Here is a 15,607-nt window from a genome sequence, read left to right on the forward strand (position 1 = left end):
TCAGTTGGCTGCAGCTGATGCCGGCTGCTGATCTTGATCGGGCTTCGTAACGATCTTGACGGGGGTGTCGGCCACGACGCGTATCGCGCCATCGACGACGACCCGCTCGCCGTCTTTCAGGCCGTCGAGGATGAACCAGTCGTCGCCGTGCCACTCGCCCACCTCGACCACGCGCTGCCGCGCCTTGCCGTCCTTGCCCACGACCCAGACAAAATGGCTTTTCGCGCCCTGCAGCACGGCGCGTTGCGGCACGAGAATGGCGTTGGGGCGGATCGCGCCCGAGATGCGCGCGCGCACGAACTGGCCTGGGCGCAATGTGCCATCCGGATTGGCGAACACCGCCCGCACGAGAAACGTGCCGGTTTCGGTGTTGAACGCGGGATTGGCGAAGTCGATATTGCCGTGTCCCTTGTAGGTCGAACCATCGGCAAGCTGAAGCGAGACGGAGAACGCGTTGTTCGCGGGAAAACGCAACTGCCCCGATGAAACCTGATCCCGGTAGCGCAGTTGCTGGTTTTCCGAAATGCTGAAGTTGACCCACATCGGGTCCAGTTGATAGACGTAGGTCAGCAGCCCATTTTGCGTCGCGGTGACGTAGCTGCCGTCCTGTTGCCGTGCGAAGCTCGACAGTCCGGTCAGCGGCGACTTGATCGTCGTGTAGCTCAGGTTGAGCAAGGCCGTGTCGACCTCGCCCTGCGCAGCGATCACCGCGGCCTTCGACTGCTTCTCGTTGCCGACCGCGTCATCGAGATCCTTCTTGCTCAAGGCATTTTCGGCCGCCAGCGGTCTCACGCGCGCGAGATTGGCCTCGGCCACTTCAAGGCGCGCCTGCTGCTGGGCCAGTTGCCCCTTGGCGGTTCTCAGCGCCGCTTCGAACGGCTTGGGGTCCATCTGGAACATGGTCTGGCCGGCCTTGACCATCTGGCCTTCCGTGTACATGCGCTGGTCGAGGAAGCCGTCGACGCGCGCGCGTATCTCGACTTCGCGCGAACTCTCGGTCTGCGCGGTGAACTCGAAATCCACAGGGGTGTCGTGCGGCGCCACCGTCGTGACGGTGACCTCCACCTGGGGGGGCGGCGGAAGGGCCTCTTTCTTGCTGCACCCGTCAACCAGGCCCAGAAGCGCAATGGCGAAGGCCATCGCGAACATGCCCAAGGGGCGGGACCGGCAAGCCGATGCCGGCGCCGGTCGCCATTGCAGCGGCTCATTCTCATGCATGCACGCGCGCGCCATCGTTGCCTCAGAGTGCTTGAACGTACCCATCAGGTCATGCCCGCGCGCAGGGAAACTGCGCGGCGCGGCAAGCCTGCCGCTGAATCGCCGGAGGCCAGTATGGCAATGCACGATACCGTCAGCAATCGGACTTTGGTCCTGGATTCTGGACCTGGCTGGCCACACTGGAACTTTGCAAGCAACCGGTCGCGCGGCTCAATAGGACCAAGGTCTTATGGTGCGGCCCCAGACCTGCGGTTCATGCTCATGGGAAGAACATCCGCTGGCCATTTTCCCGGGAGTGAAACGATGTCTCGACGCTCGAGCGACGCAAAAAGCACGGAGGCCAACTCCGGGGAAAAAATGAGCAACAAGGCCTATTTGAAGGAGCTGCACGAGCTTCATATCGAACTGGTCAAGATGCAGCAATGGGTCGTCAAAAGCGGCGCGAAGATCTGCATCGTGTTCGAGGGGCGCGACGGCGCGGGCAAGGGCGGCACGATCAAGGCGATTACCGAGCGCGTGAGCCCGCGGGTGTTCCGCATCGTGGCGTTGCCGGCGCCCACCGAGCGCGAAAAAACCCAGATGTACCTGCAGCGCTACCTGCCCCACCTGCCGGCGGCCGGCGAAATCGTGATCTTCGACCGGAGCTGGTACAACCGCGCGGGTGTCGAACGTGTGATGGGGTTCTGCACGCAGAAGCAGGTGGACGAATTTCTGGCGGCCGTGCCGTTGGTGGAAAAAGCCATCATCGGGTCGGGCGTCATCCTGATCAAGTACTGGCTCGAGGTGAGCCCCGACGAGCAAACCCGCCGTCTCGAAGGCCGCATCCACGACGAGCGCAAAACCTGGAAGCTCTCGCAGATGGATCTCGATTCGTACAGCCGCTGGTTCGACTATTCGCGGGCGCGCGACGACATGTTCGCGAAGACCGACCTCGACTTTTCGCCGTGGCATGTCGCGCGTTCCGACGACAAGCGGCGCGCGCGGCTCAACATCATCAAACATCTGCTGAGCCAGGTGCCCTATGAGGCCGTGCCGCGCTCGAAGATCGTCCTGCCGAAGCGACAGAAGGCGGCGGGCTACGTGGACCCGGAATACCGTTATAAATACGTGCCGGAAGCGTTCTGAGCGCCCGATGCAGCATCAACGGGCGTAACCGGTACCCAGCCAATGCGAGGCCAATGATGGGCGAATTGTGGATTGGAAATGTCGAAGCCGACGTCACGCCGGAAGAGATCAAGGCGTTTCTCGGCAAATATGGTCTGCCGCCGTTCGACGCGATCCAGTACGTGCCCGGCAGCGGCGATCGTCCCGCCGTGATCCTGACCTACGAGAACATCGACGCCGACACGCTGCGCACGTTTCAGCCGCGCATTCACAACCTGTTCTGGAAGAACCGCTCGATCGTCGTCCAGGTCGTGCCGACGAGAAGCGAAAACTAAGCGTTGCGGGTCTGCAAACGGTCCGCGAGACGGACCAGTTCCGCGAGCGACTCGGCGCGCATTTTCTCCATCACGCGCGCGCGGTGGATCTTGATCGTCTTCTCCGCCGCGCCTAGCGCATCCGCCACCAGCTTGTTCGGCCGGCCCGCCACCACCAGCGCCATCACCTCGCGCTCGCGCGGCGTCAGTTGATCCACGCGGCGCTGGATTTCAGCGCGTTGCGCGCGCTGCTCGAACAATTGCCGCGCGAGTGTCAGCGCGCGTTCAGTCGTTTCGAGCAACAGGCTTTCGTCGACGGGCTTCTCCAGGAAATCCGTTGCCCCCGCCTTCATCGCTTCGATGGCGGTGTGCAGTCCGCCGTGGCCCGAAACAAAGATGATCGGCACGCGGCCGAGCAGCCGTTGCTGCAAGGCAATGCCGCTCAGGTCGGGCAGCATCAAATCGAGCAGCAGGCAGGCCGGCGCGCTGCTCAGATCGGCGCGCTCGAGAAACTCGTTGGCGCAACCAAAGGTTTGAACCGTATAGCCCGCAGAACCGAGCAGGCGCGCAAATGCCCGGCGGATCGAATCATCGTCGTCGACGATGAACACAACGGAAGTGGGTGCATTCATGGTCGTTCGCTCGCGCCAGTATTCGTGGCCGCGCCCTCTGCGGGAAGTTCGATATGGAACGTCATGCCACGGTCGCGATTGCGCTCGGCCCACAGGCGGCCGCCGTGTCCCATGACGATGATCCGGCTGATCGACAGTCCAAGCCCCATGCCGTCCGGCTTCGAGGTCGAGAACGGTTTGAACAGGACCGCTAACTGCTCGTCGCTCACGCCCCGGCCGCGATCGCGCACCGCAATGCGCACTCCGTTGCCGCCCGGCATCGCGCCGACATCGACGAACACCGCGCGTTCGCCAGAATCGGCATCCAGCACGGCATCGAATGCATTGATGACCAGATTGACGAGCACCTGCTGCAGTTGGACCGCATCGCCATGCAGCAAGGGCAAGCCGTTCTCGATGTGCGAACTCAGCAACACATCGCACTCCCGGCCCCGGCGGTGCAAATGTTGCATAACGTCGCGCACGAGGCTCGCCATGTCGATCGTGCACATCTCCGTCTGCTCGCGTTTGCCGAAGCGCCGCATCTTGCGGATGATGGCGTGCGCACGCGTGCTGTCGGACACGATCTCTTCGAGCAACTCGAACAATTCGGCCGTGTCGGGCGGCGTGCTCGACAGAAACCGCCGGGCTGCCTGGGCGTTGCTGAGAATGGCCGTGAGCGGCTGATCGACCTCATGCGCGAGCGCCGACGCCATATCGCCGATATCGGAAACCGGTTCGTGATGCAGACGCGCCCGATCGTCGCCTTGAACGCTGGACTCCGGCGCGCTTGCGGCGGCATCGTGAGCCGATTCGATAACAATCACCGCATACTGCGCGCGATCGATTGCAAACGAAACCGATCTCGTGACCTGCACGTCGCGCTGTTCGCCGGCCTTGTTGCGCACGATGGCCGCACGCGTCGTGCTGCCGGCAGCGGGCCTCGCCCACGAGCGGCCGACCGGGAAAACGATCTCCTTGTCCTGCGACGCAAGCACCAGAACGTCGACCGGCATCGCGAACAGCTCCGCCATGTCGTATCCGAACAGCAGCGCGGCTCGCGCGTTCGCGCAGACAATGGTTCCGTGCGCATCGACCGCCAGCGCAGCGGCCGGCATTACGTCGATCACGCTGCAAAGCATGTGCTGCGCGCCCGGTTCGACATCGCGCTTCGCAGGCATCCCTCGTGATGATTTGTTCAACGATGCGCGATGAGTAAAGTAGCCTTTTACCCTGGCAAACCACAACAACACGTCCCCACCGGTTTGCACCGGACCTGGCAGCCGAAAAGTGCGTTTCCCGTGTTCCGCGTTCTGGCCATACATGGTGCCCTCCGAACGCACAATCCCGTCTTGAGTTTGCGACATTGCGGCATACGCCAGCGCCCTTCCCCGGACGCCATGCAGCCGGACGCGAACCCCAGACGCTCGGATGCGCGAGATCTCTCGATTACCTGCATGCAGACGGCGACAGCTTTATGCATTCACAACCGCGGCTACCACTGTGTTTTTAATGCCTGGTAAAGCTATGCGACCCGGATGCGGAGAATAGAGGTATCGAAACATGCGTAGCATGCGCGCCGGTGCAATTTTGGTGGCGCCGCCTTAATTGCACGTGTGCTTAATACCTCGAGCCAGCATGCGCAAATTATAAAGGGGAAAAATGATTTTTTTGTAAGCTTTATTACGCGTTGCAGCAATTTTTCCCGATCCATCTGCAGTATGCATTGCACATTGATTTACGCGCTTTGTGCTTATGGCGACGACGCCGGCACAGCGCTGCCCGCTTGCTTGTGTTGCGAGGAATGACTGGGCGGCGTCGGCTTGCTAGTCCTCGCCTTGTGCTCCGCCTTGCGTTGAGCATCCTGCATTTGTTTCATGCCCGGCGAACCCACTTGAGCATGAGCCTGCCCAATGCAGATCGATGAAGTAACCAGGGTCGCCAGCAACAGCCGCCACGGGGCGCGAGACAGGATCATGAGGTCACCTCATTCGATGGGCGCCGCGATGCGCGCTTGCACTTCGCACGGACTCTATTACTTTACTTAATTAGTATCGAATTTCAAACACGTGTTATACCCAGTTCCCGTCAAAGCAACGCAAGGCAATCGTGCCGGAATTCGACGCATCGCCGTGCATCACTATTATATGAACAATAAGAATTGCTTCTGGGAGCTTCATGCGCCGAAGCCAATACACGGAAGCGATCTCGATTCGCTGTACGCATTCGTGAATAGTCAATAGGACTCTGGTCCGATTGCTCCGGCTGGCCGCCATTGCGAGTATGCGACGATAACCTTCCTCGGCTGCGTCGTACCGCGGACCCGCGTATCGGCGGGTTCGACTGGACAATGGGAGAAGTGGCCATGATCTGGTGGACTAAACGAATTTCCGGCGCAATCCATCTGCTGTTGCTGGTGTTTCTGAGCGCCGTGTCATGTGTGGCGCTCGCGCAAGAGCCGGCGCCATCCGTAACCTACAAGCCAGAAGAGATCGAGGCGCTCGTCGCGCCGATCGCGCTCTACCCCGACTCGGTGCTCGCCCAGGTCCTGATGGCCTCCACCTACCCGCTCGAGATTGTCCATGCGGCGCGCTGGGCCAAGGAGCACCCGAAGCTCAAGGGCGATGAAGCAGTCAAGGCCGTGCAGGACCAGCAGTGGGACACCAGTGTGAAATCGCTGGTTGCGTTCCCGCAGATTCTGGAGCCGATGAACGACAAAATCGACTGGACGCAAAAGCTCGGCGACGCCTTCCTGGCTCAGGAAAAGGACGTGCTGGACGCCGTGCAGCGGCTGCGCGCCCGCGCCCAGGAAGCCGGCAACCTGAAGTCGAATGAGCAGCAGCAGGTGATCACCGAGCCGCCCCAGCAACAAGGCGGGCAGACCGTCGTGCGCATCGAGCCCGCCAACCCCGAGGTGATTTACGTCCCCGCCTATAACCCCACTGTGGTGTACGGCGCATGGAGCTACCCCGCCTATCCGCCGACCTATTGGCCCCCGCCTCCCGCGTACTACCCTGGCGGCGCGCTGATGACGGGCTTCGCATGGGGCGTCGGACTCGCTGCGGCGGGCGCGATATTCGGCAGTTGCAACTGGGGCGGCGGCGACGTCAACATCAACGTCAACAAGGCCGCGAACATCAATCGCAATTTCGACCGCACCAAAGTCCAGAACGGCAAGTGGAACCACGACCCCGGCCATCGCCAGGGGGTCGCGTACCGCGACAACGCTTCGCGCGAAAAGTTTTCGCGTAACGTGCCGGGCGGCGATGCACGCCGCGACTATCGCGGCCGCACGGGTGGCGCGGGCGGACCAGGAGGCGTGGGCGGTGCAGGCCGGCCGGGCGGCGTCGGTGGCGCGGGTGGGCCGGGAGGCGTGGGCGGCGCCGGGAAACCGGGCGGCGTTGGCGGACCGGGAGGCGTCGGTGGCGCTGGCAGACCTGGAGGCGTGGGTGGTGCCGGCGGACCAGGAGGCGTTGGCGGCGCCGGGAAGCCGGGCGGCGCCGGGAAGCCGGGCGGCGTCGGCGGTGCCGGCGGACCAGGAGGCGTGGGCGGCGCCGGGAGACCAGGCGGCGTCGGTGGTGCAGGCGGCGCCGGGAGACCAGGCGGCGTGGGTGGCGCAGGCGGCGCTGGTGGCCCCGGAGGACGCGGCGGCTATGCCGGCGGAGGCCGCGACAGCGCCTTCCAGGGCGTGGGCGGCGGTGGCGCGACGCAACGCGATGTCAACCGTGGCAGGTCGAGCATGGGGTCCTCGAATTTCAATCGTGGCGGTGGCGGCGGCGCGCGTCCGAGTGGCGGTGGCCGCGGCGGCGGCGGCAGACGTTAGGGAGAACTTCCATGAAAGGACTATCGCCACTTCGGCCACTTCGCCCACTTCGCCCTGTCACCCGCCTCGCGATCGCGGCGGCGTTGACGGTTGCGCTCGCAATCAATCCCGCGCAGTCGTTCGCCGCCACGGCGCAGGCCTCGTTCGCCTCGCCCGAAGCCGCCATGAACGCGTTCGGCGATGCGGTCTCCGGCAACAATGAAGCAGAACTGAGGAAATTGTTCGGCGCCAACTTCCGGCAGCTCGTGCCGCCGAACGGTGCGCAAATCAGAGCGGCCTTCCTCGACCAGTGGAAGGTTTCGCATGCGATCCAGCCCGCCGGCGAGAATAGCGCCCATATTGCGGTCGGCAGCGACGGCTGGACGTTTCCGGTCCCGCTCGTGAAGAACGCCCACGGCTGGCATTTCGACATGGCGGCGGGTGCCGAGGAAATGCGCGTGCGCCGCATTGGCCGCAACGAACTCGCGGTCATTCAGACGATGCTCGCGATCTACGACGCGCAGCGCGAATACGCCTCGACCTACCACGACGGCAGCGATACGTATGTCTATGCGCGCCGCCTCGCCAGCACACCCGGCAAGCACGACGGACTTTACTGGCCTACGGCGGATGACGAAGCCCCGAGCCCGCTCGGTGAAGCGTTCGCCACCGCGGGCACGCGCATGAAGGAGACCAGCGGCTACTACGGCTATCACTACAAGCTGCTGACCTCGCAAGGGCCGCACGCCCCGGGCGGCGCCTACGACTACGTCGTGCGCGGCCAGTTGTTCGGCGGCTTCGGCGTGATTGCCTGGCCGGTCAAATACGGCGACACCGGCATCAAGACCTTCATGGTGAGCCACGACGGGCAGGTCTATGAGCGCGACCTCGGCCCCAACAGCGCCGCCAAGGCCGAAGAAACGACGTCATTCGATCCGGGCCCCGGCTGGAAGAAAGAGCAAGACACACAAGCGGACACACAGTCCGGCACCTCATCGGGCGCACCATCAGGCACCTCATCAGGCACCTCATCAGGCACACCATCGGGCGCACCCTCCGGCACAAATTCGCAATAGCGGCGCGCGCCGCCCCGCCCGCGCTTCAGGGGCGGGGCTCGCCGCGCTGGCCCGCTTGCGGATCGACGCCCCTTGAGCCGAGGTAATCGTCAACCGCGCTGCCCACGGTCGGATGAAACCGCTCGCTGCCAATCAGCGCCATCAATTCGAAACGCTTGAGCTTGTCGCGCACGGGATCCTTCATCTCGGCAAAATGCAGGGCGATGCCGCGCTCGCCCAGCACGCGAACGAGTTCACGCAGCATGTCCGCGGACGTCACGTCCACACTGGTCACGGGCTCGGCGGCCACCACGATTCTGCGCACCGGCGTGGGCGAGGTATCGACCGCGTGCAACAGGCGCTCCTGAAACAGCTCCGCGTTGGCAAAAAACAGCGGCGCGTCCCAACGGAACAGCACGAGCCCCGGAATCCGCACGGCGTGCGGGTAGCGCTCGATGTCGTGGAATCCGCGCACATCTTCCACGCGGCCGAGAATGGCGTAATGAGGCCGCCAGCCGTCCCACAGGAATTCGATGATCGCGATGACCACCGCGATGCCGATGCCGGGAATCGCGCCGAACACCGCGACACCGGCGAAGCACACCATGGACAGCCAGAACTCCCATTGCTGGATGCGATAGATGCGCTTGAGGTCTGCGAATTCGAACAGGCCGATAGCCGCCGCGATCACCACGGCGGCGAGCGCGCTGTTGGGCAGATAGCGCATCAGATTCGGCGCCGCGAGCAGCAATACCGCGCAGGCCAGCGCACCCACCACGCCGGTCAGTTGGGTTTGCGCACCCGCCGCTTCCGCGACCGGCGTGCGCGACGAGCTGCTGCTGATCGGAAACCCGTGAAAGAAGCCCGCCGCCAGATTGGCCACCCCGAGGCCCACCATCTCCTGGCTGGGATCGACTCGGCTATGGAAGCGCGCCGCGAAGGTGCGCGACAGCACGCTGGTGTCCGCGAACGAGATCAGCGCGACCGCGCATCCGCCGAGCACGATCCTGGTCAGATCGGCGCCGCTTGCCCACGGTATGGCGAACGACGGCAAGCCCTGCGGAATCTTGCCGAGCACCTTGACGCCGTGGCCATCGAGATGGAACACACTCACGCACAAGGTTGCGACCACAACGGCTATCAGAATGCCCGGCACCTTTTCGAAGCGCTTGAGGAACAGGATCAGCACGAGGCTGCCTGCGCCCACCGCGAAGCTGTACCAGTTGGCCTTGCCATCGGCGATCGCCGTGGCGAGGCTCACCAGGTCCCGCAACGGCCCGCCCTCGTCGACGGAAATGGCGAACAGCTTGGGCAACTGGCTGACCAGCACGGCGATGGCGATGCCGTTCATGTAGCCGTAGCGAATCGGCTTCGAGAGCAACTCGGTCACGAACCCTAGACGCAGCAATCCCATGAGAATGCAGAACGCGCCGGACACGATGGCCATCATGCTGGCGACGGCAATCGCGCGCGCCGGATCGCTGCCGGCCGTTGCCACCACAACTGCCAGAATCGGCGCCGCGAGCGCGGAGTCGGGCCCGAGGACCAGAATCCGGCTCGGTCCGAACACGGCATAGGCGAGCAGCGGAATGATCGTCGCGTAGAGACCGTAGACGCCTGGCACGCCCGATGCCTCGGCGTAGGCGATGCCCACCGGCACCAGCATGGTGGTCAGGACGAGCCCCGCCGCTACGTCGCGCGGCAACCAACTGAGGCGGTACGCCTTGAGCATGACGAGGCCCGGCAGCCAGCGCAGCCATCCCTGCGTATTGTCCGCGGAACGCGGGCCGTCGAGACCGGATCTATCGGGTTGCATGGGCTGAATCCAGCGCGCCCAGCGGCGCGGACGGCGCCTGGCCGGACCGAATTGCCTCGGCAATAGCCGTGCTGATCACCCCAATCGCCCGCTCATGCGCCGCCACCAGCGCGCCATAATCGCGTCCATCAACCGCTTCGCGAGCCACCGTCTGCCCCAGCACGGGAGCGCCGTTGCCCGGTGCCCGCACGGCCCATTGCGCGTCGATTGTCACGGCCTCGCCAGGCACGCTATCGATGCTCATGACATCCACTCGCACATGCCACTCCGATGCCGCGCTCGCGCCCGTCTCGAACAACGACACACGCGTCGTAGCCAGACGCTGGCCCAGATCGGCGGCAATCACACGCGTGATATTCGTCTTCAGCGGCTCGGCCCAGCGCGCGAATTCGTTCAGCTCGATCTGGTTGCCGGCGCCACGCGTAACGATCTGTGGACGATCGACGATGTCGGGCACCGTAACGGGACTCACGACGATGTTCATGGTCGCGCGCGCGGGCGGATCGGTACGCTGCGCATCGCCGTGCAGGACGTAAAACGTCGGCGACGACGACCGGCAGCCCGCGCCGGCAAACACGGCGACCAGCGCAATCAGGCCGGCGGCAAGCAGGTTGGCGCGAATCATGGCTTATCTCCCGGTTTGCCGCGCACCACCGCCTCCGGATGCCGCTCCAGATAATCCGTGAGGTTGCGCACCGAGGCGGCCGTGCGGGCCAGTTCGCGCATGGCGTCGCTGGTGTTCTGCTGCAATTGCGTGTCGGGCTGCAACGCGGAATTCGCCGATTCGAGCGCCGAGCGCGCCGACGACAACGTGCCTTGCGCCTCGGGCACCACGTCGGTGCCGAGCTTCTTGATCACGTCGTTGGTGTTCTGCAGCGTCTGTTGCGCCTGCGCGCCAAGCTGGTCGAACGGAATGCCGTTGAGCTTCGCGAGCAGGCGTGTCAGCGAATCCTGCAGCGATTGCAGCGTGCGCGGAGCCGTCGGCAGTTCGGGCGGCGATTTCGTCCAGTCGATCTTCGTCTTCGGCGAATCCGGGAAAATATCGAAAGCGACATACAGCTGCCCGGTGAGCGGATTGCCCGAGCGCAACTGGAACCGGAAGCCGCTGGCAACCAGGAAGTCGGCAAGCTCATGCGGCGACGACGCAATGCGCCCGGGCCGCTGCGGGCCATTCTGATAGCGCGAAGTGAAACGCTCCGGATACAAATTGATCTCCACCGGAATGCTGAACTGGCGCTTCACCGGATCGAAGCGCGTGAAGATGCGCGTCACCTCGCCGATCTCGACGCCGCGGAAATCGACCGGCGCGCCCACGGTCAGACCGCGCACCGAGTCGTAGAAAGTCACGATATAGGTATCGACGATGCGGTCGTGCTGCTTCATCGCTTCCGTGTGCGTTTCGTACAGGTCGAAGCGCGTGTTCTCAATGGCCTCGGGGGTATTGCGGTCGGAGTCCGGCGTCTCGAAGGCAATGCCGCCGATCAGCATCGAAACGAACGATTGCGTATTGATCTGCACGCCATCGGAACTCAGCGACACGTCGAGCCCGCTCGCATGCCAGAAGCGCGTATCGTTGCGCACGTAGCGGTCGTACGGCGCATTCACGAACACATGCATCGTCACGCCTTTGCCGCTCGGGTCGAGTTCGTACGAGGAAATTTGCCCGACCTGCAGACGGCGGAAGAACACCGGAGATCCGACGTCGATCGAGCCCATGTCCGCGCTCCGCAGCACGAATTCGCGGCCGGGAATGTCGCTCGGGAACACCGGCGGCACTTCGAGGCCGACGAAATCGTGGCGGGCCTTTTTCGAATTGCCCTCGTCCATGCCGACGTAGGAGCCCGACAGCAGCGTGCCGAGGCCCGACACCGTGCCGCCGGAAATGCGTGGACGCACGACCCAGAAACGCGTGTTGTCGACGAGCATGTCCGCCGCGTCCTTCACGAGCTCGCCGGTGGCGATCACGCGCTTGTGATCGCGCGACAGCGTCACCGACTTCACGATGCCGATGTCCACGTCCTTGTACTTGATCTTGGTCTTGCCGGCTTCGAGCCCGTCGCCGCTGCGAAAACTGATCGTGACGGTCGGCCCCTCTTCGAGCACCGCCTTCACGGCGAGCCAGCCGCCGATCAGGAGCGCGACGATCGGCACCAGCCAGACGATCTGCATGCGCCAGCGCGACCCCGCCACTGGCTTGGCCTGCGGGAGATCAGGCAACGCGCCGCCAGGGCCGGAATCAGGCATGGTCGAACTCCACGGGGTCCCAGATGAGGCGCGGGTCGAAGGCGTTCGCGGCAAACATTGTCATGACCACGACGGCCCCGAAGGCGATGGCCGCGGGCCCGGCCTTGATCATCGCGAGCGCGCTGAACTGCACCAGCGCCACCAGCATCGTGACAACGTAAATGTCGAGCATCGACCAGCGGCCAACCAGCTCGATCATCCGGTAAATGCGCGCGCGCTCGCCGGGCAGCCATTGCGAGGCGCGCTGCGCCGACAATGCCAGATAAGCGAGGCCGAGTATCTTCACCATCGGCACGGCAATGCTCGCGATGAACACGAGCACCGCGAGCGGCCACGAACCCGACACCCATAGATACGCCACGCCGCTCATGATGGTGTCTTTTTGCGTCCCGAACAGCGAACTCGTGTCCATCACCGGCAGCACGTTCGCCGGGACGTACAGCACGATCGACGCGATGAGAAACGCCCACGTGCGCGACAGGCTCGCGGGCTTGCGCAGATGCAGCGGCGTCGCGCAGCGCGGGCACGCCACCGCGCCTGCGTGCGCCGGCATGCGCACCAGCAGCTCGCAGCAGTGGCACAACGCAATGCCGCAGGTCGCGCCTGTGAACCCGGGCAGCGGCGTTGCGCAACGCTCGGCACGCTCCGGCTGATGAGAATCCAGCAGCGAAGACATGGGCGCGATGCGGTGCCACACGGCGGCCACATCGAGCGACGCGCCCGCGCCGGCGAGCACGATCATCAGCGCGCCGAACGACCACAACGCGGTGCCGGTCACGACCGTGGCGATATGGGCGAGCTTGACGAGTGCGACCAGCAATCCAAGGATCAGCACTTCGGTCATGCCCCACGACCGCGCGACGCCCATCACGCGAAACACGATGTTCGCGCGCCACGGCTTGCGCCCGAGCGCGAGCGGCACGAGCAGCCACAGCAGCGCCACGATCTGCGTGGCGGGCATCACCATCGTGGTGATGAACACCAGGCCCGAGATCGGCCACATGCCGTCGCGGTACAGCATCTCGACCGAGCCCCACAGCGTCGCTTGAACGACATGGCCGTTGACCGCGAGGCCCACGATCGGATAGAGGTTGGAAATGGCGAACAGCAAGAGCGCCGCCGCCGCGAGCGCCAGCGAACGCGTCCCGCTATCGGCATGATCGCGTTCGAGCTCCGCGCCGCAGCGCCCGCAGCGCAGCACGCCGCCATGCGGGCAAGGCGCGCGCCGCTGCAGCAGGTCGCACTCGTGACACAAGAGCAAGCCTGCTGGCGGTTGATGGTGATCGCTATCGGAACATTCAGAACAATCGGACTCGGCTCTCATGGCAGCGTACCCGCTCAAGCGTCCGGATCCTCGTCGAGCACGGAGCGCACAGCGTCGATCAGGTCCGATTCGTCGAACGGCTTGCACAGATAAGCCAGCGCGCCCCCTGCGCGCGCCTGCGCGCGTACGCGCGGCCCGTCGTAAGCCGTGATGACGATGACGGGCAGACCGGAGCCCGAGAGGCGCTGTTGCACGTCCAAGCCACTCAGCCCCGGCATCTGGAAATCGAGAATCACGCAGACCGGCTCGTACCGGGGCGTTGCCTGCAATGCCTCAAGAAAGGCCTCGCCGCTCGTGAAAGCGACGGCCTCGATGCCCGCGGACTTCAATAGACGCCAAATCGCACGCCCAACCGATTCTTCGTCGTCCACGATCGCCACAGATTGACTCGAAGCGCTCATTCGATTCACCAGGACGAAGCCGGTCCGGGCATTGGTCGCTTCCGAGCCATCAACGCCTGACGATCTGCGGCTAGATGTAGGGTCGTGGCCGCGCATCGGCATACATAGCCTGCTGCGCGGCGCACCTGACTGCTTCGCTACTTCGCGTGAGCGGCCGCTTCAGCAGGCTGGACCGAGATGGCCAGCGCTTCCGTGTACACCGCCTCGACCTGGTCACCCTTCTTGATATTCGCCAGTTGGGCGGGGTCTTCGACCATCACGTCGACGGTGTTACCCTCAGGCCCCTTGAGCGTGACGGTCTTGCTCTTCGGGTGGACAGCCATCACGTTCGCCACGACCGTTACTTGCCGGGCGACCGAACCGCCGGGCTTCGCACCGCTTGCCGCGCGCTCCATCGTCGGCGCCGGCGCATCGACCGAAGCCGCGCCGCCTCCGCCCTTCTTCAGGCTCAACGAGAGGGCCTCGCGATACGTCGCGGTGACCTTGTCGCCAATCCTGAGTTGGTCGAAATTGCGAGCTTCCTCGCCAACCTGAACTTCAATGGTCTTGCCGTCGGCGCGCTTGAGCCTGACGACGCGTGTCGCGGGGTCGACGTTCAGCACCTCCGCCGTCACCGTGTGCACGCCCATGACCTTAACCTTGCCCGGCGCTTTCGCCACGGCCACATCACCCTGGCCCTGTGCGCATACCAGTTGAGCGACACCCATGAGCACCGCGGCGGCCACCAGTTTTAACTTCGGCATGGATCTCTCCGTCTTACAGATTGAGCTTCGTTACTTTGGCGCCCGACAGCGATGCGTCCGCCATCAGCCCCGTGTTGGTCATCACGAACGCCAGCACGGGCGCCGTTGCGGTTGACGTGTCGAGCCTGCCGTTCGCCCCCACCTTCACGAGCGAAACCTGCACCTCGCCGCCGACCGACCAGCCTGCCGAATTGCGGAATTTGTCGAGCGCTTCCTGCGTCATGAACAGGTAAACGATCGCTGTCGACTGCGCGCCCGCCTGGAATCCGAACGACGCCGCCGCCGTGCTGTAATAGCCGGAGGTGATACCGCCGACGCGCAACGAACCTTCGCCATACGCGGCGCCGGCAATGAAGGCGGCCTTGACGACCGACGGGAACGCGAGCACGCCGCGCGACTTGGTCACCAGTTCCTGAGCGCCAGGCACCGTCGCGTACAACCTCGACATCGTGCTGTCCACCGCGGCGTCGATCTGCTGGCGCTTCAACGCGTCGGTGGTTTCGCTCTTGCCGCTGCTGGTGGTCGTGCTGCAACCCGTGACGGCCATACTCACCGCAGCGGGCATCAGCGCAGCCCTAAGCACAAAAGTCCTTCGATTCATTAGCGTCCTCCGATTGGCTTAAAAAGCCCCGCAACGCACGTATCAGTCACGGAGCCGGCATCTCATGCCGCCGCTACTGTGGTCCTATGATGGCAAATGCAACCGAAAGGACCTATCGGACCTTGGTCCTACATCTGCCCGACTTACTTGATCGTGTAGCCGCGCCCTTCCATGCAGGCGGCGAAGGCGCGATTGAAGGTATCCATGGCGCCCTGCGACTGCGCTTGCGCGTTGGCTTGCGCGTTGCGCTGGTTCTGACGCGCCCGCGCGCCGCCGACCATCGTGCCGCCAACGGCGCCAATGGCCGCGCCCTTGCCCGCATCGCCCGCGATCGCGCCGATCACAGCGCCGCCCGCCGCGCCGCGCGCGGCGCC

The 15,607-nt window shown here is 64.4% G+C and carries 15 protein-coding genes; 4 read left to right on the forward strand and 11 right to left on the reverse strand.

What is annotated here, in order from left to right; genetic code table 11:
* Positions 1 to 1,140, reverse strand: coding sequence for an efflux RND transporter periplasmic adaptor subunit (locus HV773_RS34115; RefSeq protein ID WP_377730210.1), 1,140 nt, complete (start codon positions 1,138 to 1,140; stop codon positions 1 to 3).
* A gap of 381 nt (positions 1,141 to 1,521) precedes the next feature.
* On the opposite strand from HV773_RS34115, the gene ppk2 reads away from it, so the two are divergent.
* The gene (ppk2, locus tag HV773_RS34120) at positions 1,522 to 2,343 is read left to right on the forward strand and encodes a polyphosphate kinase 2 (RefSeq protein ID WP_175198242.1); all 822 of its coding nucleotides are present in this window, start codon (positions 1,522 to 1,524) and stop codon (positions 2,341 to 2,343) included.
* Positions 2,344 to 2,396: 53 nt separating this feature from the next.
* Complete coding sequence (locus tag HV773_RS34125) at positions 2,397 to 2,657, forward strand: RNA-binding protein (protein ID WP_343052425.1); 261 nt, start codon at positions 2,397 to 2,399, stop codon at positions 2,655 to 2,657.
* On the opposite strand, the gene HV773_RS34130 is transcribed toward HV773_RS34125, so the two are convergent.
* Both HV773_RS34130 and HV773_RS34135 read right to left on the reverse strand, forming a co-directional pair.
* Positions 2,654 to 3,268, reverse strand: a complete 615-nt coding sequence (locus HV773_RS34130) for a response regulator transcription factor (RefSeq protein ID WP_175198243.1) — start codon at positions 3,266 to 3,268, stop codon at positions 2,654 to 2,656. The two genes, HV773_RS34125 and HV773_RS34130, sit on opposite strands and share 4 nt — an antisense overlap.
* Positions 3,265 to 4,428 (reverse strand): sensor histidine kinase, encoded by a 1,164-nt coding sequence (locus HV773_RS34135; protein ID WP_175198244.1) that lies wholly within the window; start codon positions 4,426 to 4,428, stop codon positions 3,265 to 3,267. The genes HV773_RS34130 and HV773_RS34135 overlap by 4 nt, the downstream gene beginning before the upstream one ends.
* Before the next feature lie 1,184 nt (positions 4,429 to 5,612).
* Between HV773_RS34135 and HV773_RS34140 the strand changes: the two genes are divergently transcribed.
* Positions 5,613 to 7,070, forward strand: coding sequence for a DUF3300 domain-containing protein (locus HV773_RS34140; RefSeq protein ID WP_175198245.1), 1,458 nt, complete (start codon positions 5,613 to 5,615; stop codon positions 7,068 to 7,070).
* A gap of 11 nt (positions 7,071 to 7,081) precedes the next feature.
* On the forward strand, positions 7,082 to 8,125 hold the full coding sequence (locus HV773_RS34145) for a DUF2950 domain-containing protein (RefSeq protein WP_175198246.1): 1,044 nt from the start codon (positions 7,082 to 7,084) through the stop codon (positions 8,123 to 8,125).
* Positions 8,126 to 8,150: 25 nt separating this feature from the next.
* Here HV773_RS34145 and HV773_RS34150 read toward each other — a convergent pair whose 3' ends face one another.
* The 8 genes from HV773_RS34150 to HV773_RS34185 form a co-directional block, all read right to left on the reverse strand.
* Positions 8,151 to 9,920, reverse strand: a complete 1,770-nt coding sequence (locus tag HV773_RS34150) for a SulP family inorganic anion transporter (protein WP_175198247.1) — start codon at positions 9,918 to 9,920, stop codon at positions 8,151 to 8,153.
* Entirely contained in the window at positions 9,907 to 10,545 is a 639-nt protein-coding gene (locus tag HV773_RS34155; protein WP_175198248.1) for a PqiC family protein, read from the reverse strand. The genes HV773_RS34150 and HV773_RS34155 overlap by 14 nt, the downstream gene beginning before the upstream one ends.
* Complete coding sequence (locus HV773_RS34160; RefSeq protein WP_175198249.1) at positions 10,542 to 12,164, reverse strand: PqiB family protein; 1,623 nt, start codon at positions 12,162 to 12,164, stop codon at positions 10,542 to 10,544. Before HV773_RS34160 ends, HV773_RS34155 begins: the two co-directional genes overlap by 4 nt.
* Positions 12,157 to 13,488 carry a paraquat-inducible protein A gene (locus HV773_RS34165; RefSeq protein ID WP_175198250.1) on the reverse strand — a complete coding sequence of 444 codons (1,332 nt, stop codon included), beginning with the start codon at positions 13,486 to 13,488 and terminating at the stop codon, positions 12,157 to 12,159. The genes HV773_RS34160 and HV773_RS34165 overlap by 8 nt, the downstream gene beginning before the upstream one ends.
* Positions 13,489 to 13,502: 14 nt before the next feature.
* Complete coding sequence (locus tag HV773_RS34170; protein WP_175198251.1) at positions 13,503 to 13,889, reverse strand: response regulator transcription factor; 387 nt, start codon at positions 13,887 to 13,889, stop codon at positions 13,503 to 13,505.
* Between the two features lie 137 nt (positions 13,890 to 14,026).
* Positions 14,027 to 14,632: a hypothetical protein gene (locus HV773_RS34175; RefSeq protein WP_175198252.1), complete on the reverse strand. Its 606-nt coding sequence runs from the start codon at positions 14,630 to 14,632 to the stop codon at positions 14,027 to 14,029.
* 13 nt (positions 14,633 to 14,645) lie between these two features.
* Positions 14,646 to 15,233, reverse strand: a complete 588-nt coding sequence (locus tag HV773_RS34180; protein WP_175198253.1) for a BPSL1445 family SYLF domain-containing lipoprotein — start codon at positions 15,231 to 15,233, stop codon at positions 14,646 to 14,648.
* A gap of 143 nt (positions 15,234 to 15,376) precedes the next feature.
* A partial coding sequence (locus tag HV773_RS34185; protein WP_246282594.1) for a glycine zipper family protein occupies positions 15,377 to 15,607 on the reverse strand: 231 nt, incomplete at its 5' end.

The sequence above is a fragment of the Paraburkholderia caffeinitolerans genome, from assembly GCF_902859945.1.
In the GTDB taxonomy this organism is placed as follows: Bacteria; Pseudomonadota; Gammaproteobacteria; order Burkholderiales; family Burkholderiaceae; genus Paraburkholderia; species Paraburkholderia caffeinitolerans.